General features: G+C 61.4%; 17 protein-coding genes and 1 pseudogene. 7 read left to right on the forward strand and 11 right to left on the reverse strand.

Annotation, left to right across the window (positions count from 1 at the left end):
- The first annotated feature begins 39 nt into the window (after positions 1-39).
- Positions 40-633, forward strand: coding sequence for a nitroreductase family protein (locus QCE83_RS14885; protein ID WP_309812032.1), 594 nt, complete (start codon positions 40-42; stop codon positions 631-633).
- 407 nt (positions 634-1,040) lie between these two features.
- Here the strand turns inward: QCE83_RS14885 and QCE83_RS35130 are convergent.
- The 3 genes and pseudogenes from QCE83_RS35130 to QCE83_RS14895 all read right to left on the reverse strand — a co-directional run.
- Positions 1,041-1,175, reverse strand: a pseudogene (locus tag QCE83_RS35130) (RHS repeat-associated core domain-containing protein); the annotation flags it as partial.
- A 3-nt stretch (positions 1,176-1,178) separates the two neighbouring features.
- The gene (locus QCE83_RS14890) at positions 1,179-1,484 is read right to left on the reverse strand and encodes a hypothetical protein (protein WP_309812035.1); all 306 of its coding nucleotides are present in this window, start codon (positions 1,482-1,484) and stop codon (positions 1,179-1,181) included.
- Positions 1,484-3,337 (reverse strand): RHS repeat-associated core domain-containing protein, encoded by a 1,854-nt coding sequence (locus QCE83_RS14895; protein WP_309812038.1) that lies wholly within the window; start codon positions 3,335-3,337, stop codon positions 1,484-1,486. Before QCE83_RS14895 ends, QCE83_RS14890 begins: the two co-directional genes overlap by 1 nt.
- Here QCE83_RS14895 and QCE83_RS14900 point away from each other — a divergent pair.
- A complete protein-coding gene (locus tag QCE83_RS14900) occupies positions 3,336-3,530 on the forward strand; it encodes a SymE family type I addiction module toxin (RefSeq protein ID WP_309812041.1) in 195 nt (64 codons plus the stop codon). The two genes, QCE83_RS14895 and QCE83_RS14900, sit on opposite strands and share 2 nt — an antisense overlap.
- A gap of 42 nt (positions 3,531-3,572) precedes the next feature.
- On the opposite strand, the gene QCE83_RS14905 is transcribed toward QCE83_RS14900, so the two are convergent.
- The 6 genes from QCE83_RS14905 to QCE83_RS14930 form a co-directional block, all read right to left on the reverse strand.
- Positions 3,573-3,872: a hypothetical protein gene (locus QCE83_RS14905; protein ID WP_309812044.1), complete on the reverse strand. Its 300-nt coding sequence runs from the start codon at positions 3,870-3,872 to the stop codon at positions 3,573-3,575.
- Between the two features lie 12 nt (positions 3,873-3,884).
- Entirely contained in the window at positions 3,885-8,249 is a 4,365-nt protein-coding gene (locus tag QCE83_RS14910; protein WP_309812047.1) for an RHS repeat-associated core domain-containing protein, read from the reverse strand.
- 339 nt (positions 8,250-8,588) lie between these two features.
- On the reverse strand, positions 8,589-9,056 hold the full coding sequence (locus QCE83_RS14915) for a 6,7-dimethyl-8-ribityllumazine synthase (RefSeq protein WP_309812050.1): 468 nt from the start codon (positions 9,054-9,056) through the stop codon (positions 8,589-8,591).
- The gene (locus QCE83_RS14920; protein WP_309812053.1) at positions 9,053-10,213 is read right to left on the reverse strand and encodes an iron-containing alcohol dehydrogenase; all 1,161 of its coding nucleotides are present in this window, start codon (positions 10,211-10,213) and stop codon (positions 9,053-9,055) included. The genes QCE83_RS14915 and QCE83_RS14920 overlap by 4 nt, the downstream gene beginning before the upstream one ends.
- A 9-nt stretch (positions 10,214-10,222) precedes the next feature.
- On the reverse strand, positions 10,223-10,732 hold the full coding sequence (locus tag QCE83_RS14925) for a flavin reductase family protein (RefSeq protein ID WP_309812056.1): 510 nt from the start codon (positions 10,730-10,732) through the stop codon (positions 10,223-10,225).
- A gap of 169 nt (positions 10,733-10,901) precedes the next feature.
- On the reverse strand, positions 10,902-11,870 hold the full coding sequence (locus QCE83_RS14930; RefSeq protein ID WP_309812059.1) for a LysR family transcriptional regulator: 969 nt from the start codon (positions 11,868-11,870) through the stop codon (positions 10,902-10,904).
- 157 nt (positions 11,871-12,027) lie between these two features.
- Here QCE83_RS14930 and QCE83_RS14935 point away from each other — a divergent pair, with 157 nt between their 5' ends.
- The 5 genes from QCE83_RS14935 (at position 12,028) to QCE83_RS14955 (ending at position 18,856) form a co-directional block, all read left to right on the forward strand.
- A complete protein-coding gene (locus QCE83_RS14935; RefSeq protein ID WP_309812061.1) occupies positions 12,028-13,395 on the forward strand; it encodes an acyclic terpene utilization AtuA family protein in 1,368 nt (455 codons plus the stop codon).
- Positions 13,392-13,730 (forward strand): DUF4387 domain-containing protein, encoded by a 339-nt coding sequence (locus QCE83_RS14940; RefSeq protein WP_309812065.1) that lies wholly within the window; start codon positions 13,392-13,394, stop codon positions 13,728-13,730. Before QCE83_RS14935 ends, QCE83_RS14940 begins: the two co-directional genes overlap by 4 nt.
- Before the next feature lie 33 nt (positions 13,731-13,763).
- Positions 13,764-15,173, forward strand: a complete 1,410-nt coding sequence (locus QCE83_RS14945) for an LLM class flavin-dependent oxidoreductase (RefSeq protein ID WP_309812068.1) — start codon at positions 13,764-13,766, stop codon at positions 15,171-15,173.
- A gap of 69 nt (positions 15,174-15,242) precedes the next feature.
- Positions 15,243-16,580, forward strand: coding sequence for an MFS transporter (locus QCE83_RS14950; protein WP_309812072.1), 1,338 nt, complete (start codon positions 15,243-15,245; stop codon positions 16,578-16,580).
- Between the two features lie 815 nt (positions 16,581-17,395).
- Entirely contained in the window at positions 17,396-18,856 is a 1,461-nt protein-coding gene (locus QCE83_RS14955) for an NAD-dependent succinate-semialdehyde dehydrogenase (RefSeq protein WP_309812075.1), read from the forward strand.
- A gap of 81 nt (positions 18,857-18,937) precedes the next feature.
- Here QCE83_RS14955 and hisD read toward each other — a convergent pair whose 3' ends face one another.
- Positions 18,938-20,266 carry a histidinol dehydrogenase gene (hisD, locus tag QCE83_RS14960; protein ID WP_309812078.1) on the reverse strand — a complete coding sequence of 443 codons (1,329 nt, stop codon included), beginning with the start codon at positions 20,264-20,266 and terminating at the stop codon, positions 18,938-18,940.
- A 128-nt stretch (positions 20,267-20,394) separates the two neighbouring features.
- Complete coding sequence (locus QCE83_RS14965; RefSeq protein WP_309812081.1) at positions 20,395-21,468, reverse strand: LacI family DNA-binding transcriptional regulator; 1,074 nt, start codon at positions 21,466-21,468, stop codon at positions 20,395-20,397.
- Positions 21,469-21,475: the final 7 nt, after the last annotated feature.

Raw genomic sequence — 21,475 nt, forward strand, 5'->3', positions numbered from 1 at the left:
GCGTCCCGGCCTTTTGCCATTCATCGAAAACGTCACACCATGACACATCGTCCCGCACCGGCTGATACGGCTATTCATCCCTTGATCGCGGACCGCTGGAGTCCACGGGCGTATGCGGATCGTCCTGTCGGGCATGCCGAGGTGATGAGCTTGCTCGAAGCGGCGCGCTGGGCGCCTTCGGCATTCAACGCGCAGCCTTGGCGCTTTGTCGTGTTTGAAAAGGCCGTGGATCCGGATGCGTTCGAGCGGGCCTTTGGGACGCTGATCTCGTTCAATCAGTCGTGGAATACGCACGCGCAGGTGTTGATCGCGGTGCTGGCGGATACGCTGACGTCGAAGGGCGCGGAGAATCCGAGCGCGAGCTACGATGCCGGTGCTGCTGCGATGGCGTTGTTGCTGCAAGCCAGCGCGCAAGGACTTGCCGCGCACGCGATGAGCGGGCTTGATGCCGATGCATTTCGTGCGGCGTTTGAGCTGCCGGCGCGATTCAAGGTGTTGAGCATGATCTCGGTGGCGCATCATGGCGACGCGCAAACGCTGCCCGATGCGCTCGCCGAGCGTGAGCTGGCGCCGCGCGCGCGGTTGCCGATTGGGCAGATTGCGCAATTTGGGGGGTGGGTGGGAATGGGTTGAGGGTGAAACGCGGCGGAAGTGGGAGGGTGCATCGGGGATTTCGTGGGAGTTTTCGGGCCTCGCCGATGAGCATCTGATCTTCTTCGCAGCCGTATGTACGCAATGCTCGACCTTCGTCATCCGCTTGCAGTGCCCGCCACGCGCTTGCCATGGGGGCGATCGAAGCGACTCTGGCGCTGGTGTTCAAGCGCCGAGGTCGCGAAGGTTGAGCGGCGATCAGCGCGCCAGATCAACCGCGATTGCCGATTCGCCTGGTGGTCGGTCTGCTCTGCCTGAAGCACGCCTAGAACGACAGCGAATAGTCGGTGTGTGAGTAATGCGTGAAGCGAATCGGCTCATGGACATCGATGTTCAATGTGCGAGCCAGTCTCGAGCGCTACCAACATTCACGGCCCCCTGACCACCAACTAGTGATAGGGTTTCAGCACACCATTCAATCCAATCGGATCCGGGCTGACGAAGATACCGGCGCCCGGAGCAAAATACCGATACCGGTTGTAATGCAGCCCCGACTCGTCATCGAAGTACTGCCCTTGCAATCTATCTCACAAACTGCGAACAAACCGCTCTAAATCTTCCTTCCATTTACTCGATGTGATCTTGCTAAAATAAAGCCTCTTTGGTTGATTATTGTCTTCGACGTACAGAATGTCCGCCAATTTTTGAGTTCCTCTACCAAGGTCGTCGAACAAATAAAAAATCAGATCGAGTGACTTCCTGGATTGAATCTTCTCTATTTTCCAAACCACTCTCTCATCATCAACAATGAATAAATCGCTATCCTCGTCGGAAATCATCCAACCGGCGTTCTCCAAAGCCTGCTTTAATTCGACCATTCGCGCCATGGTCATCACAGACTCTCCCAAAAATGCTTCGGTGGTGTAATACCGCTATTTCTAAAGCCGACACTAAGTTTTTCCTGATTTATAGTTGCACCTTCTTTTGACCAAGTATCTATCGAAAGAATTTGTCCTTTCTTGTCTGTGATGGTAAGGCTGTAACTATCTTCTCCAACTTCCCGAACATAATACCCTGCGTCGGGGTATTTTCCACCTTTAAGCTGTACTCCGTCCGTGACGTTTTGCTTACCGCGATCAAGATACTCTGCTGGCGACAGATTGGAATGTCGGTGCGCGTGATCCTTGAGTCCTGAATCACCCGCACTGAGTCTCCTTCTGCTCTTCCACCGTGGCGACGCACATTTCTTCTTTTTCTTTAGGCCAAGGGGATCAATCCATCCAAATGTATTCGGTCCAAACTCAAAAACATTCAAGCCGCCAAGCAGCCCAATGGGGTCCTGAGAGATGAACTGCCCAGTGTAGGGATCGAAGTACCGATGCCGGTTGTAATGCAGCCCCGACTCGTCATCGAAGTACTGCCCCTGCAACCGAATCGCCTGCTCGACCTTCCGCGTTTCGCACCAATCGATCCCGCCCGACACACTGTAGTGCGTTTCCCAAACGATGTCACCGTCCGCGCTGCTTAGCCTGACCGGCGCACCATTCGGATCATTCTGATAGAAGTAAATCCGCTTGCAGGCCCCATCATCGACCTGCATCGCCAAAGGCTCGAAGCCACCCTGCCGATACACATAAAACCGCGCTTCGCTCTCGATAAGCGCCGTCTGCCGCACCTCGCCGGCCATTGCATCGCCGTCCCACAGGAACCAGGTCCGCGCCCCCTCATCGCGATGCCTCTGCCCCGTTTCCGGCCTGACATCCGCCGCCTGCTTGCCGATACGCCGACCGAGCGCGTCATATCGATACACCCATCGCTCGTTTGCGGTGTTCTCGAAACCCACCATGCGCCCGAACACGTCCCACGTGAACCGCTCGACGCCCCGCGCAGGATGCGTACGCTCGCTCAGCTGCCCCGCCGCATCCAGCCACCAGCGCGCGCCGTCCGGATGGTGCCATTCACGGCCCTGATCGGTCGCGCGCACTTGCGAGAAGCGATCACCTTGCGCGTCATACACATACCGACGCAGCCGCTGCCCCGGATCCGTATGCGCGACGATTCTTCCGAGCGGATCGTATCGATACCGATCCACGCCCAGCCGGCTATCGCTGCGAGCGACCAGGTTCCCGCTGACGTCATATTCATAGCCGATATGCGTCTCGCGATGCCCCGTACGCCGCGCGGTCTGTCGCGCAAGTCGCCCCGCGCTGTCGTAGCTGAAGGCATGATCGAGTCCCGGTGCGAACTCGATCCCGCTCAAGCGGCTCGCCAGATCATGCGTGAAGCGGATCGGTTCATGCGTATCGATGCTCAGCGTGCGAGCCAATCCCGACTCATCGTATTCATGGCTGAGCGTCTGCCGATAACACACGTCGCCATTCAAGCCACGCATCTCGCGCTGCTGAATCTGCAACTGACCCGCCGCGTCGTACTCGTAGGTCAAGCTGCCGAGCGTATCGGCGTGCTTCTGCGTCTCGCTCGTGAGCCGCCCGTCGAGGTCGTAATCGCGCTCGATCGCCGCATGCGCATTGCGCGCTTCGATCAACTGACCGCGCTTGTTATAGGCGTAGTGCTCGTCCTCGCCGCTGCTCTCCGCGATGCGACTCACGATCCGACCCAACGGATCGCAGCGGATGTTCAACACGCGCCCGAGCGGATCGACGGTGCGCGTCAAATGCCCCGCCGGATCGTACCCATAGCCGCGCGCTTTATACCCGATGCCTCCTAAAGCACGCCCCGCCGTCATGGATCGCTTCGTGACCGTTCAGCAAATCCAACGCAACTGCTGTTCAAGGAAGTCGCATTGGCAGCGCGAAGAACCGCCGATTTATCCGTGGCTCGAACTCGCCGGGCGCTGGATTGAACAGGCCGGGATCAGACTAGGGCAGCGCGTCAAGATCAATGTTGAACACGGACGGCTTGTGATTTCCGCTGGATAAAGACACAGGGCCGCTTAACGGCCCTTGTCTATCCTTGTTTTTTTAATTGAACTTATTTGAACGTACAACCGAAACATAATCAGGAGGCATCGTGGCCAGCGTGCTTTCAGACTGATCTCCGCTCTCTCTCCACCAATACTCTTTATAATGATCCGGTTTTTTATATTCAAATAAAGAGACTATACCAAGTAAAGCACAGGGTGAGAACGCAGAAAAATCCCACCCATCCTTTTCCGCCCAATAAGTCTCTTTTTCAGGGTCGATCCATACCTTGTATCCTTTTTTTGACAAGATATTAAAAACTGAGTCATGTACGTTAGAATATTCCGATAATGCAGGCATGTCATCTCTTACTTATTTTATCAAATCACCAAGATTCGTGATTGCGTCGATTGGAACACCACCTCGGAAGAGCACTTCCTCCGCTCTTCTTACATTACGTCGATCGGTCAGTGACCTATCTTTTCCGCTTACAGCTTGCAACACGTTATTGTGATCAATAAAGGTTGTGCCTCCCGCTGTGGCTTTATCAACATCAATCTTAGCAAGACCATTTCCTGAGTCAAATATGCTTGCCGCCCCTGCAGATTCTGATGCGGAGATATGGCAAGTTGGTTTTCCCTTTACATGCTCAGAAATCGACTTCGAATTTCCTTTCGGCTTTAGGCCCAATCCACTCTTAAGTTGATCCAAGTCTTCTGAACTGAGATATCTGAATACCGTTTTCCCTTTATTTTTCTTCTGTAGTCCGTTTGGATCAATCCAACCAAAGATGTTGGATGCAAACTGGTAAGGATTGGTACCTCCCGCTAGGCCGATCGGATCCTGACTAATGAAACTGCCCGTACCCGGATCAAAATACCGATACCGGTTGTAATACAGCCCCGACTCATGATCGAAATACTGCCCCTGCAACCGAATCGCCTGCTCGACCTTCCGCGTTTCGCACCGATCGATCCCGCCCGACACACTGTAGTGCGTTTCCCAAACGATGTCACCGTCCGCGCTGCTTAGCCTGACTGGCGCACCATTCGGATCATTCTGATAGAAATAAATCCGCTTGCAGGCCCCATCATCGACCTGCATCGCCAAGGGCTCAAAGCTATCCAGCCGATACACGTAAAACCGCGCTTCACGCTCGCCGAGCGCCGTCCGCCGCACCTCGCCGGCCATTGCATCGCCGTCCCACAGGAACCAGGTCCGCGCCCCTTCGTCGCGATGCTTCTGCCCGGTTTCCGGCCTGACATCCGCCGCCTGCTTGCCGATACGCCGACCGAGCGCGTCATATCGATACACCCATCGCTCGTTTGCGGTGTTCTCGAAACCCACCATGCGCCCGAACACGTCCCACGTGAACCGCTCGACGCCCCGCGCAGGATGCGTACGCTCGCTCAGCTGCCCCGCCGCATCCAGCCACCAGCGCGCGCCGTCCGGATGGTGCCACTCACGGCCCTGCTCGGTCGCGCGCACTTGCGAGAAGCGATCACCTTGCGCGTCATACACATACCGACGCAGGCGCTGCCCCGGATCCGTATGCGCGACGATTCTCCCCAGCGGATCGTATCGATACCGATCCACCCCGAGCCGGCTATCGCTGCGAGTGATCAGATTTCCACTGACGTCATATTCATAGCCGATATGCGTCTCGCGATGCCCCGCACGCCGCGCGGTCTGTCGCGCGAGCCGCCCCGCGCTGTCGTAGCTGAACGCATGATCGAGTCCGGGTGCGAACTCGATCCCGCTCAAGCGGCTCGCCAGATCATGCGTGAAGCGGATCGGTTCATGCGTATCGATGCTCAGCGTGCGAGCCAATCCCGACTCATCGTATTCATGGCTGAGCGTCTGCCGATAACACACGTCGCCATTCAAGCCACGCATCTCGCGCTGCTGAATCTGCAACTGACCCGCCGCGTCGTACTCGTAGGTCAAGCTGCCGAGCGTATCGGCGTGCTTCTGCGTCTCGCTCGTGAGCCGCCCGTCGAGGTCGTAATCGCGCTCGATCGCCGCATGCGCATTGCGCGCTTCGATCAACTGACCGCGCTTGTTATAGGCGTAGTGCTCGTCCTCGCCGCTGCTCTCCGCGATGCGACTCACGATCCTTCCCAACGGATCGCAGCGGATGGTCAGCACGCGCCCGAGCGGATCGACAGTACGCGTCAAGTGTCCCGCCGGATCGTACCCATAGCGGCGCGCCTGCCCGAAGTAGTCGATCTCCTCGATCAACCGGCCCGCTGCATCGCGTTTCAAATGCCAGGTCTGTCCAAGCGGATTGCTCACGCCAATCAGCTGTTCTTCCGTATCGTAGTGATAGCGGGTGACGCTGCCGTCCGGATCGGTGCGCGTCTGAAGCTGCCCCTGTCCGTAATACGTGAAGCGCGTTTCCTGCCGCGCTTCGTCTTCGTAGCGGATGAGGTTGTCCTCGCCGTCATACTCGCAACGCACCCATGCCCCACTGGGAAGATCGCAGAGAATCAGACGGTCCTTCTTGTCCCATGCATAGCGGGTTGTTCCTTCGCCCGGCGCTTCACGGTGGAGCAGATTTCCGCGCGCATTGTGAGCGAAGTGCGTGACGCGTCCCAGTGCATCGGTCAGACTGGCCAGATAGCCATACGCGTCGTAGTTCAGCGTCGTGCAACGCCGCGCCGCATCCGCCACTTGCGTCAGCTGCCCAAGCGCGTCATAAGCGAACGCGCTCGAACACCCCGACGGTGTCACCTGTTCGATCAGATTGCCGCGCGTATCCCAGACCTGGCGCCAGACGCCTCCTTCGGGATCGGTGATCGCGACCGGCCGATGCTGTTCGTCATACGCGGTCTGCACCACCGTGCGATCCGGCAGCCGGTGCGCGAGCAGGTTGCCGTACCCGTCGTACTCCCATTCCGTCGCGTTGCCTGCGGGGTTGATTTCCGCGATCGTGCGGCCCTCGCCATCGTATTGATAGCTGCGCACGCCGCCCGCACCATCGATGCGCGCCACCGGCCATCGCTGCTCGTTGTATTGCAGCACCGTGAGATGGCCCAGCGAATCCGTGAAGCGCGTCTCCAGATGCGCCAGGTCGTACTCGAAGTGGTAGTCGTACAGGCCGCCGTCGCCCCATGCGTGGCTCACGCGCCATTGGCCGTCCTCGTGCATCGCATGGCTGTAGTAGAACGACAGGCCGTTGCGATCGGTATGCCTCACCATCTGGTGCTGCGCATACTCGAAACAGTAGGGCGCGTCGTGCGCATCGAGCACGGCGCCCAAATTACCCAGCGCGTCTTGCCGATACGTGACCAGCGGATGCACGCCGCCTTGTGCATCGTGCAGCGCGAACGCCCCGAGACAGCCCGCGACGATGCCCGAGGCAGCACGCAGCTCGCGCCCCGTGGGACGGCCTCCCGCGTATTCGATGAAGCGCATCGACACGCCGTGGTGAAGCGCATCGGTGCGCCGCTCGATATGCCAGGCGTTGCCATTCAGGTCGGCCATCCGGGATAACGGCAGACCCAGCGTCTGCCCCCGGTCCACGACCGGCACGCGCGCGCGCCAATCGTCCGGCAGCAAGAACGCGTATTCGAGACCCGCCCGCGTACGAATGCGCAGTTCGTCGTGTTCGATATAAAGCGCGTGACCATGCTGGCGGTCATGCGTCCGAGCGGGCCATCCGGTTTTGTGCGGCATCTGATCGAACGCGGTGGCGTGATCGGCGAACGTGACCGCCGCGCTGTATTGCGCCTTCTCGTGACCTTCATCGCGCAGCAAGTCCACGCGAATGTCGGCCGGACTGCGCCAGCCGCGGCCCAGGCTTCCCGGGAAGGCGTCGTGACTCGCGTAGTAGCGATCCCACACCAGCGGCAAGCGCCCGTCGATGGTGAAATCGTGCTGCTGCACCACCACTTCACCGGTGATCGAGTTGACCGGCTCCGCGTCGAAGATCACGCACTTGATGAAGCCCGACGGGAAGTTCTTGAACAGCCTTTTGGCCAGCGCCGAGCCGCGAAACGCCCTGAACAGTCCGGCCGCCATCGCCATCATGTTCATCACGGGCGGGCCGCCCACCAGCACGGGACGATCAGCCGGGATGGGCAGCATCGTCGCCGTGGGCAAGGACATGTACTTGCGTTCCGTATGCGCGCTGTTGTGCGACATCGGCAGCATGCCGGCGCACCAGCAACTCAACGCCGGCAGCGCCTCGAACGACATCGGGTCGCCATTGGCCAGCACGGTGCGGCTGCCCATGAACGACTCCGCATCCTGCGACGGTCCCCGCGCATCCGATGCGGCAAAGCCCGCGCCCAACGGAAAGTGCAGGCCGGGCGCGTGGAAAGTGTGCGTGCCCGCCGTCGCGCGCAGCAAGCCGTTGATCGTGACCGGCGCGCCCCCGCCGCCCAACCCGACGTGGCCGCCCAAGGCATCGCTCACCTTGCGCTGCAGCGCGTTCGCCGCTTTCAGCGCGTCCATGCCGCCTTTGACGGCGTCATTGTTCATGACGGCATCGACGGCGCCCAGGCCCGACTGGACCAGATCGCTTTGCATCACATCGGCGATCTGCTCCTCGACGAAGCTGAACACGATGCTGCCCATCACCGCCAGCGCAGCATTCGCGTACTCGCGCAGGTCCAGCACGACGCCCACATGCGGGTGCGGCAGCGGAACCGGCGCGGGCGACGGCGGGAGATTGACCCAATGCACGTCGATGCCGACCACCGGCGTCAGGTGGTTCACTGCCAGCATCGTCATGTCGCTTGCGTTCCGGTGCCCAGGTTATTACTGTCGGCGTCGTGCGCCAGCGGCTGGACCAAGCATCCCGTTATTCAGTAACCCGGCATTCGACACGATGAGACCTCGACAATCGATTTGAAACGGAACACGCGGATTGCGTATTCGACCGACTGTCAATGTATCCCCGCGAGTGCATGCGATATAACGCGACTTTTCCTAATTATTCAGAGTGCGCACGCAGTCAAGAACAGGTATCTGAATCAATTAATGCCTATAGGCATCATTAATCTAGAATGAAAATAAAAAAGGCATCCGATTAAAAAAACCGGATGCCTTCGTCATTACTGAAGCGAGTGATCAGACGAGAAGCGCCACACGCTCCAAAGTTTCGATACAAGCATTCGCCACTTCACGGCCCTTCACGTTCATGTGATCGTGGAAGAAGCGCAGATGCTCGTCGCCTGCATGAAAGTGGTGCGGCGTCAGCACCGCCGAGAACACCGGCGTGAGCGTGTCGAGCTGGACCTGCATCAACCCGTTGATGACCGCCTGCGCAACGAACTCATGACGATAGATCCCGCCATCGACGACCAGTCCCGCTGCCACCACCGCATCGAAACCGCCGCGCGTGGCGAGCAGCTTCGCGTGCAGCGGCAGTTCGAACGCTCCGGGAACTTCGAAGCACTCGACAGCGCCCGCATCGAAACCCAGTTCCGCGACGCGCGCAAGAAACGCAAACCGGCACTGATCGACGATCTCGCGATGCCAGCACGACTGCACGAACGCAATGCGCAAGGGTTTGACCGGTTGCGACAGCGCGTTCATAGCGCAGCCTTGTAGATGTCCAACGCGGCGGCTTCCGTCATCTCGCGCGGATTGTTGATGAGCAGGCGCTGCTGTTTCATCGCGTCGGAGGCGAGCATCGGCAGATGCGATTCCTCCACGCCCACTTCGCGCAGCGTGCGCGGAATGCCGGTCTCGTTGACGAGCGTCTGCATCGCCTGGACGAAGGCTTCGGTCTTCGCTTCGGCGCTGTCGCCGGGGGCCGCGCAGCCGAGCACGTCCGCGAGTTTCGCATAGAGCGCGGCAGCGGCGGACGCGTTGTAGCGCAGCACGTGCATCAGCACGAGCGCATTCGACAGTCCATGCGGCACGTGGAAGTGTCCGCCGAGCGGATAGGCGAGCGCATGCACCGCGGCGACGGGCGCATTCGAGAACGCCTGGCCGGCGAGCGTCGCGCCGAGCAGCATGGCTTCGCGAGCGGCGCGGTCCTTGCCGTCGCGGCAGGCCGGCAGCAGGTTCGCATACAGCAGGCGCAGCGCTTCCTTGGCGAGCATGTCGGACAGCGGGTTCTTCAGGCGCGCCGAAGTATAGGCCTCGATCGCGTGCACCATCGCATCGATGCCGGTCGCCGCGGTCGCCTGCGGCGGCAGGCCGAGCGTGAGTTCGGCGTCGAGCAGCGCGATGTCCGGATACAGAATCGGCGAAACGACGCCGCTCTTGGTGGTCGCGCCGGTCGTGACGATGGAGATGGCCGTGACTTCGGAGCCGGTGCCCGCCGTGGTCGGAATCAGCACGAGCGGCAGACGCGGGCCTTCCACGTTACCGACGCCATACATCTTGTCGAGCGGCTGCTCGCTTGCGCACAGCACGGCGATCAGCTTGGCGACGTCCATCGACGAACCGCCGCCGAGCCCCAGCACGATCTGCGCGCCGCTGGCCTTCGCGCGCGCGGCGGCGTCGAGCACGACGTGATCGGGCGGATCGGCGACGACGTCATCGATGACGGTGACGTCCCAGCCCTGGGTCGCGAGGTCGTCGAGTGCGGGGGCGATCAGGCCGCTTTGATTGAGGAAGCGGTCGGTCACGAGCACGACGCGGCTTTCGTTGCGATAGCGCTCGCGCAGCAGCGCGCCGAGCCGCCGGGCGCTGCCGTATTCGACGATGAGCGAGGGAACCGTGGTGAAACTGAATGCGTTCATGCGATGCGCTCAGGAAAGTGAATCTTCGGTTTCGAGTTCGAGGCTGCGAAAACCCCGGTTGTAGTAGACGAGCGGCGTGGCTTCGCACAGCTCGACTTCCTGGATCTCGCCGATCAGCACCGTATGATCGCCGGCTTCGTGCACGTCGCGCGCGACGCACACGAGCGAGGCCATCGAGCCCGGCAGCACGGGCGGATGCGGATTGTCTTCGGTGCCGTAGCGGAAGCCGTGCGGGGCGAACTTGTCGACGCCCTTGCGCGCGAAGTGCATCGCGACATCCTTTTGATCCTGCGAGAGGATGTTGATCGCGTAGCGCTGCGCGGTGACGAAGGCCGCGTGCGAATCCGCCTTGTTGGCGATGCACACCAGCACGAGCGGCGGGTCCATCGATACGGACGAGAACGAGCTGGCGGTGAAGCCCCAGTGGCGGCCTGCTTCGTCGGTCGTCGACACGATGGTGACGCCGCTCGGGAAAGCCGACAGTGCGTCGCGGAAGGTCTGATTGTTCTTGAGCGTCATGAAAGTCTCCGGAATGAGATGAGCGCATGGCATCTGCACTTCATGATCCCAGTCTAGAGTCGCGCGTCCCGCAGAACAATTTCGAAGTCGCGATGGATTGATCGAGAAAACGGATAGATGAGCGGATAGATGAGCGCTTTGATAGGTGGCAAGCGCTCGCATCATGGTCTCAGGCCTGCGCCGCGTCGCTGCTCAGCGTCGCGCCGAAGTTCGCCTGCAAATGCCGCACGAAGCTCAGCGCGGCGGCGCTCAGGTCCGCATCGCGCGAATGCAGAATGCCGAAGCTGCGCATCAGCTTGACGTCGGTGACCTGGAGCGTGGCGCGGGTGTCGCGCGCGTAGCGCTGCGCCATCGAGCGCGGCAGGAAGGTGGCTCCCAGACCCGCGTCCACCATGCCGAGCAGCGTGCTCAGGTTGGCGGCGTGGTGCATCGGCCGCAGCGCGAGACCGCGTTTCGCGAACTCGTCGGCGAGCCGCTCGCGCAGGATCGAATAGCGGTCCAGCAGCATCAGCGGCACTTGCGCGAGCTGCTCCAGCGTCACTTCGCCGGCGGGCGCGAGCGCATGCGAGGTCGGCACCACGACCAGCATGTCTTCTTCCGTGAGCGCTTCGAAACTCAGCTTGCTCGAGTCGTTATCGAACGCGACGACCGCGAGATCCGCCTCGCTGCTCTCGATCCTCGCGACCACGTCTTCATATTGCAGGTCGCGCAACTGGATCTGCACGTCCGGATAGCGCTGGCAGAAGGAATGGATCAGCGAGGGCAGCATGACGGCCGAGATCATCGGCGTGGCGGCGACGACTACGCGCAGCCGCGCGGCTTCGGCATCGGCCTGAAATTCGGTCAGCAGCTTGCGCAGGTCGCGCAGCGCGGCTTCGGCGTGCTCGCGCAAGCGCTTGCCGGCGGCGGTCGGCTCCACGTGACGCGTGGTGCGCACGAGCAGCCGGGTCTTCAAGGTCGATTCGAGCCGCTGCACGCGGGCCGTCACGGAAGGCTGGGAGATATGCAGACGCCTGGCGGCGGCGCTGAAGCTGCCCAGTTCCACCACCGCAAGAAAAGTCTCCAGTTCGACGAGGTCGAAACGCAGCGTGACCGGCGCCGCGGCATGCGCGGCTTCGTCCGGCTTGTCGGACGTCATGGCCCAAGGTCTCCGGGTTTTATCAGGAATGTCTATGAGTCTATCTCATAAAGCAAATAGTGTCGTGGCGTGGGCGTCGACATAATCGGTTCATACGACTGCGCCTCTTGCGTCATGCCGAAGCATGCGGCGCTCCGAAGAATCGCAAGGAGACTTCATGAAGGACGAAATCAAGATCCTGACGCCGAACGGCATCCTGGGCTACGGCATCCCGGCGGCCGACTTCTGGCGCGGCATCGATCAAAGGCCCGACGCGATGATCGTCGATGGCGGTTCTACCGACCCCGGTCCTTATCTGCTCGGCTTGCCGAAGACGCTGGTGACGCGCGAAGCCTATCTGCGCGATCTCTCGCTGATGCTCGAAGCCTGCGCGACGCGCAAGGTGCCGATCTATATCAGTTCGGCCGGCGGCCCCGGCATTCGCGCGCACGTGGACTTCATGGTCGACGTGATCGAAGAGATCGCGAAGCGTGACGGTTATCGCTTCAAGATCGCCAAGATCTATTCGGACGTGGATCCCTCGTATGTGCGCGATGCCATGGGTGAAGGCCGCATCACGCCGTGCGCATCGGCGCCGGAGTTGCAGGTGTCGGATGTGGGCGCGTCGTCGCATATCGTCGCGCAGATGGGTGCGGAGCCCTTCGCAAAAGCACTGCGCGAGCATCCCGATCTGGACATCATCGTGGCGGGCCGTGCCTACGATCCGGCGCCGTTCGCGGGACTGTGCATGCTGCACGGAATCGAGCCGGGCATTTACTGGCACATGGGCAAGATCGTCGAGTGCGGAGCGAACTGCGCAGAGCCAAAGGGCAAGGTCATCCTGGCGACGATCCGTCGCGACAGCTTCGACCTCGAACCGATGAACCCGCGCGAGCGCTGCACGCCGGCTTCGGTGGCGGCGCACACGCTGTACGAGAAGACGCGTCCGGACCTGCTGACGGGACCGGGCGGGGTGCTGGATCTGCGCGAGGCGACCTACGAACAGCTCACGGAGCGGGCGGTGCGGGTGCGCGGCAGCCGCTTCATTCCGGCCGACGACTACACGGTGAAGCTCGAAGGCGCGGGTGTAGTGGGCATGCGCACGATCTTCATCGGCGGGATTCGCGATCCGATCCTAGTCGAGCAGATCGACACGTTCCTCGAAGGCATCAAGCAGCAGGCGCACGAGACCTATCCTGAGCTGTGCTCGGGCGAAGCGACGCTGAATTTCCACGTGTACGGCAAGAACGGCGTGATGGGCAGCTTCGAGCCGCAGATACAAGCGGTGCCGCACGAGATCGGCTTGCTGGGTGAAGTCACCGCAGCAAACCAGGAACTGGCGAATGCAATTTGCAGCAGCGTGCGTATCGATGTGCTGCACACGCCGTATCCGGGTCAGGTGGCGACCGCTGGCAACTTCGCGATTCCGTTGAACCCGCCGGAGAACCCGATTGGTCCGGTGTGCAAGTTCACGGTGTATCACGTGATGAAGATCGACTCGGCGGAGTCGCTGTTTCCGGTTGAGATCGTGGAGGTAGGCGCATGAGCACGACGCAGACACAAAACAAGACGCTGCGCGAACTGGCGAAGGTGGTGCGCAGCAAGAACTCGGGTCCATTCGAGATCACGTTCGACGTGATCTTCGACGAAGTGGAGTTGTACGAACGCGTGAAGGCCAGCGGGGTGCTGACCGAGGCGCTGATCTGCAAGCTGTACAACGTGACGAAGGAAGACATCGTGACCCTGATGTTCTTCGACCCGGCGCGAGCTTTCAAGCTGACGCTGAAGCGTTCGTGGGCGCAGGGCAGCGTGGGCGAGCGCGACACATTCGGCGCGCAGCAGCACGCACCGTTGCTGACGATTGAAATTCCCGGCGTCTGATAACGCCGACAAGAACAAGGAGGCATGCTCAACATGGCAAACAACACTTCGCGTCAGATGACGCTCATCGGTTTCCTGCAGGCTCAGAACTGCTCGACCTATCCCGGCTCCTGGCGTCATAGCGGCGCGATGCAGGACTTCATGTCGCCGGAGTATTACCAGCGCATTGCGCGCACGCTGGAGGAGGGCAAGTTCCATCTGGCCTTCTTCGACGATCGTCTGGCGATGCCGGACATCTACGGCAACGATCACGCGCAGACGGTGGAGCACGGTGTACGCGCCGTGAAGATGGACCCGTCGCCGATCGTGACCGCGATGGCGATGGCCACGACGCACCTGGGCCTTGGCGCCACGTATTCGACGACCTACTACGAGCCGTACCACATCGCGCGCCACTTCGCGACGCTGGACCTGATGACGAAGGGCCGTGTTGCGTGGAACGTGGTGACGTCACTGAACGATTCGGAGGCGGCAAACTTCGGTCGCGACATGCATCTCGAGCATGACTTGCGCTACGATCGCGCCGACGAATTCCTCGAGACCGTGATGGGTCATTGGGATTCGTGGGAAAGCGATGCGCTGATTCTCGACAAGGAGAGCGGCCGTTTTGCCGATCCGGCCAAGGTGCATCGACTGGATCACAAGGGCGAGTACTTCAAGTCGCGCGGACCGCTCACGGTGCCGCGTTCGCAGCAGGGTCATCCGGTGTTGATCCAGGCGGGGCAGAGCGGCCGTGGCCGTGCGTTTGCGTCGCGTTGGGGCGAGCTGATCTTCGTCGTGTACCCGAACCTTGCAGCGGGCAAGAAGCAGTATGCCGAGCTGAAGCAGGCGGTGTCGGCGGCGGGGCGTGATCCGGAGAAGGTCAAGGTATCGACGGCGTGTTACACGGTGGTCTCCGAATCGGAAGAGATTGCGCAGCAGGAGCGTGAATACATCGATTCGCTGGCGAAGCCGATCGACTCGCTGACGCTGCTGTGCGAAGTGCTCAACACGGACTTCTCGAAGCGCGACTACGACGCGCCGTTCACCGATGCCGAGATGAAGGCCATTTCGGGCTGGACGGGTTTCCGCGATCGCGTGGTGATGTTGTCGGGCAAGCAGAATCCGTCGGTGCGTGACTTCGTCGAGTTCTCGAATCGTGCGCGCCTGAATGAGTTCCCGGTGTTCGCGGGTACGGCGAAGACGGTGGCTGACCAGATGGAGCAATGGTTTGTCGAAGGCGGATGCGATGGCTTCGTGATTTCGCCGACGCACGTTCCTGGCGGCTATGAGGATTTCGTGCGTCAGGTGGTGCCGGAGTTGCAGCGTCGCGGCGTGTTCCGCAAGGACTACGACGGCACGACGTTGCGCGAGAACCTTGGCCTGTCGAAGCCGGATGCGGGCGATTGGCGCAAGCAGGCTTTCGCGGGCGTGAATGGCGAGGCGGGGCGCAAGGCGGGCTAAGGCTTCACACCATCGATCAAGCAAGAACAAAGCGCCCGGCCTGACCGGGCGCACCCCTTGGAGACAGACATGGCAGAAATCGCCGACATCCGGCGTGTGGCGCTTGCGAGCACCATCGGCACGACCCTCGAGTGGTACGACTTCTTCATCTTCGCGTCCGCGGCGGCGCTCGTTTTCAGCAAGCTGTTCTTTCCGACGTTCGATCCGGTGGCGGGCACGATTGCATCGCTTGCGAGCTTTGCGGTGGGCTTCATTGCGCGGCCGGTGGGAGGAGCGGTGTTCGGGCATTTTGGCGACCGGATTGGCCGCAAGGCGATGCTGGTCCTTAGTCTCACGATGATGGGCGGCGTGACGTTCCTGATTGGCTTGTTGCCGACGTATGCGAGCGCGGGCATTGCTGCGCCGATTTTGCTGACCGTATTGCGTTTCGTGCAGGGTTTCGCGGTGGGTGGCGAGTGGGGTGGCGCGACCTTGATGGTGATCGAGCATGCGCCTGCCGGGAAGCGCGGCTTTTATGGCAGCTGGCCGCAGATGGGCATTCCGGGCGCATTGATTCTTTCGACGGGCGCGATGGCGGCGACGACTGCGTTGACGACGCCGGAGCAGTTTGCTGCGTGGGGCTGGCGGGTGCCGTTCCTGTTGTCGGGGATTCTGGTGGTGGTGGGGATTGTGATTCGGCGGCGACTGGCGGAATCGCCGAGCATCGAGCGCATGCGCCGCACGCATGACACGCCGAGTGTGCCGATTGCGACGCTGCTGAAGCGTCATAAGCGTACGACGTTCTTGCTCGTGGCCTCGCAGGCGGTGCAGTGTGCGGGCTTTTATGTGGTGGCGGTGTATTCGCTGGTTTATCTCACGCAGAACCTGCATTTGCCGCGGAGTGACGCGTTGCGGGCGTTGATGATTGCGGCGGCGTGTACGTTGGTGGCCCATCCTACGTTTGGGGCGCTGTCGGACCGCATCGGGCGTAAGCGGGTTTTTATGGGTGGGATGATTTTTCTTGGGCTGTTCATTTACCCGTACTTCATGTTGCTCAATACCGGAAGCTATCCGCTGATCGTGCTTGCTATGAGTCTTGCGATGGCGGTTGGAGAAGGGTCTGTTCAGGCGGCACAGCCTAGCCTTTTTGCCGAGCAATATTCGTCGGGGGTAAGGTATAGCGGGGTGTCGTTGGCTTATCAGCTTGCCACGGTGTCGTGGAGTGGGCCCACTCCGGTGATTGCGGCGATGTTGATCGCCTGGGCAGGGGGGTATTGGCCTCTTGTTGGCTACATTATTTTCCTCGCGGTTATTTCGGTTGTTTCCATCGTTCCGCTCAGGGAAGCGGCGGGGGTTGAGCTTTCTTCTCTCGAGGAATCTATTCAGGATGATGCTCCGAGGTTTGCGCGGGGCGCCGCGACACGGTAGAGAGTTCTGTTTGCTCGCTTGCGCTTCTATGGACTTCCCGCTTTCGCGTCGGTCTATTAGTACTGCCCCTCCCCGGGGCGGGGGTCTTCGCTCTGGTCCTTCGCGTGGGTTGCTTGTGTTCGCCAGCGCTTCTATGGACTTCCCGCATTCGCGTCGGTCTATTAGCACTGCCCCTTCCCGGGGCGGGGGTAACTTTCTTTGCTGCTGCAAAGAAAGTCACCAAAGAAAGCAGCTTTCTTACCGCCCAGCGTCACGTAACGGCACGACACAGAACTGCCTCACTGGCCCGGCACTAGCGAGTGCCCTCATAGGCCACACCGGGCGTGGATCGCGGACCCACTGTGCAACCGCGCCCCCAAGCAAACTGGTGCAGCACCTAAAAGCGCCGGCCCAGCGCTACGCGCTGCCGGAGGGTATGCAAGGGAAACCGGTGGGAGGCAAGAGCTATGAGATGGATCCACTAGCAAGGAAGCACGGGCAGCCACGCCCCGATTGACCGGACGGCGGCGCGAAGCGCAGCGCCGGAGCATGCAAGGGCTGCACCAGTTTGTTCTGTGGTGCGATTTCACAGTGGGTCCGCGATCCACGCCCGGTGTGGCCTATGAGGGCACTCTCTACTGCCGGGCCAGAAACATGGTTCTGTGTCGTGCCGCTAGGTGACGCTGGGCGAGAAAAAAGCTGCTTTCTTTGGTGACTTTCTTTGCAGCAGCAAAGAAAGTTACCCCCGCCCCGGGGAGGGGCAGTGCTAATAAACCGACGCGAATACAGGAAGTCTACAGAAGCGCTGGCGAACCAAAGAAAACCCGGAGAAAACAATGAACTTGGAAGATCAACTAAAAGACCCGACCCTGCTGCGCAACGCAGCCTACATCAATGGTGAGTGGCAACAAGCCGACAACGGCGAAACGTTCGAAGTAAAAAACCCCGCGACGGGCGAATCCCTTGGCTCCGTGCCCAAGATGGGCACCACCGAAACCCGCCGTGCGATCGAAGCAGCAAACGCTGCCTGGCCGGCATGGCGCAAGAAGACCGCGAAGGAACGCGCAACCTTGATGCGCAAGTGGTTCGACTTGATGACAGAAAACGCCGATGACCTGGCGCTGATCCTCACCACTGAACAAGGCAAACCTCTCGCTGAGGCCAAAGGCGAAATCACCTACGCAGCATCCTTCATCGAATGGTTCGCGGAGGAAGGCAAGCGCGTTGCCGGCGATACCCTCGCCACTCCGGCAGCGGACAAACGCATTGTCGTGACGAAGGAACCCATCGGCGTGTGCGCGGCGATCACGCCGTGGAATTTCCCGGCAGCAATGATCACCCGCAAGGTCGGCCCGGCGCTCGCAGCCGGCTGCCCGATCGTGGTAAAGCCAGCAGAAGCCACCCCGTTCTCGGCCTTCGCGATGGCCGTGCTCGCCGAACGCGCCGGCATTCCGAAGGGCGTGCTGAGCATCCTCACCGGCGACCCGAAAGCCATCGGCGAGGAAATGACCGGCAATCCGATCGTGCGCAAACTTTCGTTCACCGGCTCCACCGCCGTAGGCCGTCTGCTGATGGCGCAAAGCGCGCCGACGGTCAAGAAGGTCACACTGGAACTCGGCGGCAACGCGCCTTTCATCGTCTTCGAAGACGCCGATATCGATGCAGCAGTAGAAGGCGCCGTCGCCTCGAAGTATCGCAACAGCGGCCAGACCTGCGTCTGTACGAACCGCTTCTACGTCCACGAAAAAGTCTACGACGCGTTCGCGCAGAAACTCGCTGCGGCAGTCGGCAAGATGAAAGTCGGCAACGGCACTGAAAGCGGCGTCGCGCTCGGACCGCTGATCAACGAAGCAGCCGTGAAGAAAGTCGAATCGCACATCGAGGATGCGCTCTCGAAAGGCGCTTCACTGGTATCCGGCGGCAAGCGCCACGCACTCGGCCACGGCTTCTTCGAGCCGACCGTGCTCACGAACGTCACGCCGGACATGAAGGTGTCGAAGGAAGAAACTTTCGGGCCGCTCGCGCCGGTGTTCAAGTTCAGCTCCGACGAAGAAGTCGTGCGCATGGCCAACGACACCGAATTTGGCCTGGCCGCCTACTTCTACAGCCGCGACATCGGCCGCGTATGGCGCGTCGCCGAAGCGCTCGAATATGGCATGGTGGGCATCAACACCGGTTTGATTTCGAACGAAGTCGCACCGTTCGGCGGCGTCAAGCAATCCGGCCTCGGACGCGAAGGCTCGCATTACGGCATCGATGACTACGTCGTCATCAAGTACCTCTGCATGGCGGTCTGAGCGCTCACGCGTAAAAGCCAGCACATGAAACCCGCACCGCACGCCACGCCCCACACGAAGCGCGGCGTGCGGTGCATCGCATCAGAGCGCCGTCGCCGGGCTCTCTGCCACCGCGCTCGCGTAAGGCACATCACGCTTGCCATAACGACGCACACGCAGGTTCGCCTGCTCGCCATGACCCGCGAAGCCCTCGAGCGCGCACAGTCGCGAGCAATACTCGCCAACCAGCGCCGATGCCTCGTCCGTCAACACCTTCTGATACGTGCAGGTCTTGATGAACTTGCCCACCCACAGGCCGCCCGTATAACGCGCCGCCTTCTTCGTCGGCAACGTGTGATTCGTGCCGATCACCTTGTCGCCATACGACACATTCGTGCGCGGACCCAGGAACAGCGCGCCGAAGTTCGTCATGTTCTCGAGGAAGTAATCGACATCGCGCGTCATCACCTGAACGTGCTCGAACGCGAGATCATTGGCGATCTTCACCATCTCTTCATCCGACTCCGCCACGATCACTTCACCAAACTGCGCCCACGACTTGCGCGCGATATCCGCCGTCGGCAGGATGCCCAGCAGGCGCTCCACTTCCGCCATCGTCTCCTTCGCAAGCTTCTCGGACGTCGTCAGCAAGATGGCAGGCGAATCCGGTCCATGTTCGGCCTGGCCGAGCAGATCGGTCGCGCACATTTCGCCATCCACGCTTTCATCGGCGATCACGAGCGTCTCGGTCGGACCCGCGAACAAGTCGATGCCCACGCGGCCGAACAACTGGCGCTTCGCTTCCGCGACGAACGCATTGCCCGGGCCCACCAGCATGTCCACCGGCGCAATGCTCGCCGTGCCGATCGCCATCGCGCCCACCGCCTGGATGCCGCCCAGACAATAAATTTCGTGCGCGCCGGCCATGTGCTGCGCCGCGACGATCGCCGGCGCCGGCTTGCCATGGAACGGCGGCGCGCACGTGATGATGCGCGGCACGCCGGCCACCTGCGCCGTAATCACCGACATGTGCGCCGATGCCAGCAGCGGATACTTTCCGCCCGGCACGTAACAGCCCGCCGCATTCACCGGAATGTTGCGATGCCCAAGGATCACGCCCGGCATCGTCTCGACTTCAATGTCCTTGATCGAGTCGCGCTGATGACGCGCGAAGTTGCGCACCTGCGTCTGCGCAAACTCGATGTCCTTGATGTCGCGCGCCGACAGCTGCGCGAGACAGTCGTCAATCTCCTTCTGCGTCAGACGATAGTCCTCGCGATCCAGCTTGTCGAAACGGATCGACAGATCACGAATGGCCGCATCGCCCCGTTCCTCGATATCGGCGAGCGTCGCCTCCACCGTCTCACGCACTTCCTTCGCCGCCGACTTGATCACTTCCGCAGTCGCACCTTGCTTCAGCCACTTGGCCATGACATCTCCTGGTCTCTGTTCGTTGATGTGGGGAGCGCAACCTCATTGCATACGTATGCAACACGAGCGAAGATTAGTCGCTTTTGGCGTGATCGGCAAGTTCCAGTGGGGAAAAGCGAAGCTAAGGTTTACCCGGGCATGGCCCAGGTTTGCGTGCCGTCATCGTTCGTCACGACACCCCGGCGCGGCCTGCGCGCCGAGCCGCGCACGATCAGCCCGCCAGGAGCTTCGTCGTGAAGCGCGGCATCGAGCGTGCCGTTCAGTTGCGCAAGCACCGCGGCGACGGCGCGCTGCACCATGTCGTCGAGCGGCTGGCTGTAGGTCGTGAGGTCGAACACGGGCCAGCGCGCCATGTCGATATCATCGAAGCCGACGATCGACACCTCGTCGCCCACCTTCAGCCCGAAGCGCGCGCGCGCCACGCTGATCGCGGCCAGCGCCATGTGGTCGTTGGCGCAGAAGATGGCGTCGGGCGGCTTCGTGGCGGACAGCAGCGAGATCACCGCTTCCTCCGCGCCCGCCGCCGTGTACTGGCCCACGCGCCGTTCAATGGCCTTCACGCCCTGCTCACGCAAGTAATCGAAGAAACCTTCCTCGCGATCACGGCTCGTCGACGAGCTCTCCAGCCCCGTGACATACGCATAGCGCTTGTGCTTGCCGGCGTGCAGAAACGCCGCGAGCGTGCGCGCGCCCGCGCGGTTCTGGCCCGTCACGCTGGACGCGGCCTGGCTGTCGGTCTTGCGATTGAACATCACCACCGGCAGCCCGATGTTCATGCACTCGTCGGCGAAATGCGAGGACAGGCTGGTCGAGATCAGCACCAGCGCATCCACGCGATAGCGCAGCACTTCATCGAGCACGGGATCCGAGCCGAGCAAAGGGTCGCTCGTGAACATCAGCACGCCATAGCCCGCGCGCGCGAAGGCGGCCGTGAGCGCGTTGAGGGCGGCGTGATAGAACGGATTGGCATTGGCCGGCACCGTCACGCCGATGAGGTTCGCGCGCCCCGTGATCAGCGAACGCGCCACCAGGTTCGGCCGGTAGCCCAGTTCGCGCGCCGCCGCGACGATGCGTTCCCGCGTGGCCGGCGAGACGCTCGCGCCGGGCGTGAACGCACGCGACACCGCCGACTGCGAGACGCCCGCCGCGCGGGCTACGTCATGCGCGGTGGCGGGTCGTCGTTCGGGCGTGGCATCGGACATCGGGTCG

It is taken from the genome of Caballeronia sp. LZ034LL (assembly GCF_031451215.1).
In the GTDB taxonomy this organism is placed as follows: Bacteria; Pseudomonadota; Gammaproteobacteria; order Burkholderiales; family Burkholderiaceae; genus Caballeronia.

Bases quoted from the DNA above. Each gene is read 5' to 3' on its own strand.
- QCE83_RS14920 (WP_309812053.1), bottom strand. From the start codon at position 10,213: ATGAACGCATTCAGTTTCACCACGGTTCCCTCGCTCATCGTCGAATAC.
- QCE83_RS14940 (WP_309812065.1), top strand. From the start codon at position 13,392: ATGAGCACGACGCAGACACAAAACAAGACGCTGCGCGAACTGGCGAAG.
- QCE83_RS14900 (WP_309812041.1), top strand. From the start codon at position 3,336: ATGGATCGCTTCGTGACCGTTCAGCAAATCCAACGCAACTGCTGTTCA.
- QCE83_RS14945 (WP_309812068.1), top strand. From the start codon at position 13,764: ATGGCAAACAACACTTCGCGTCAGATGACGCTCATCGGTTTCCTGCAG.
- QCE83_RS14935 (WP_309812061.1), top strand. From the start codon at position 12,028: ATGAAGGACGAAATCAAGATCCTGACGCCGAACGGCATCCTGGGCTAC.
- QCE83_RS14885 (WP_309812032.1), top strand. From the start codon at position 40: ATGACACATCGTCCCGCACCGGCTGATACGGCTATTCATCCCTTGATC.
- QCE83_RS14930 (WP_309812059.1), bottom strand. From the start codon at position 11,870: ATGACGTCCGACAAGCCGGACGAAGCCGCGCATGCCGCGGCGCCGGTC.
- hisD (WP_309812078.1), bottom strand. From the start codon at position 20,266: ATGGCCAAGTGGCTGAAGCAAGGTGCGACTGCGGAAGTGATCAAGTCG.
- QCE83_RS14925 (WP_309812056.1), bottom strand. From the start codon at position 10,732: ATGACGCTCAAGAACAATCAGACCTTCCGCGACGCACTGTCGGCTTTC.
- QCE83_RS14955 (WP_309812075.1), top strand. From the start codon at position 17,396: ATGAACTTGGAAGATCAACTAAAAGACCCGACCCTGCTGCGCAACGCA.
- QCE83_RS14890 (WP_309812035.1), bottom strand. From the start codon at position 1,484: ATGACCATGGCGCGAATGGTCGAATTAAAGCAGGCTTTGGAGAACGCC.
- QCE83_RS14965 (WP_309812081.1), bottom strand. From the start codon at position 21,468: ATGTCCGATGCCACGCCCGAACGACGACCCGCCACCGCGCATGACGTA.
- QCE83_RS14895 (WP_309812038.1), bottom strand. From the start codon at position 3,337: ATGACGGCGGGGCGTGCTTTAGGAGGCATCGGGTATAAAGCGCGCGGC.
- QCE83_RS14915 (WP_309812050.1), bottom strand. From the start codon at position 9,056: ATGAACGCGCTGTCGCAACCGGTCAAACCCTTGCGCATTGCGTTCGTG.
- QCE83_RS14950 (WP_309812072.1), top strand. From the start codon at position 15,243: ATGGCAGAAATCGCCGACATCCGGCGTGTGGCGCTTGCGAGCACCATC.
- QCE83_RS14905 (WP_309812044.1), bottom strand. From the start codon at position 3,872: ATGCCTGCATTATCGGAATATTCTAACGTACATGACTCAGTTTTTAAT.
- QCE83_RS14910 (WP_309812047.1), bottom strand. From the start codon at position 8,249: ATGACGATGCTGGCAGTGAACCACCTGACGCCGGTGGTCGGCATCGAC.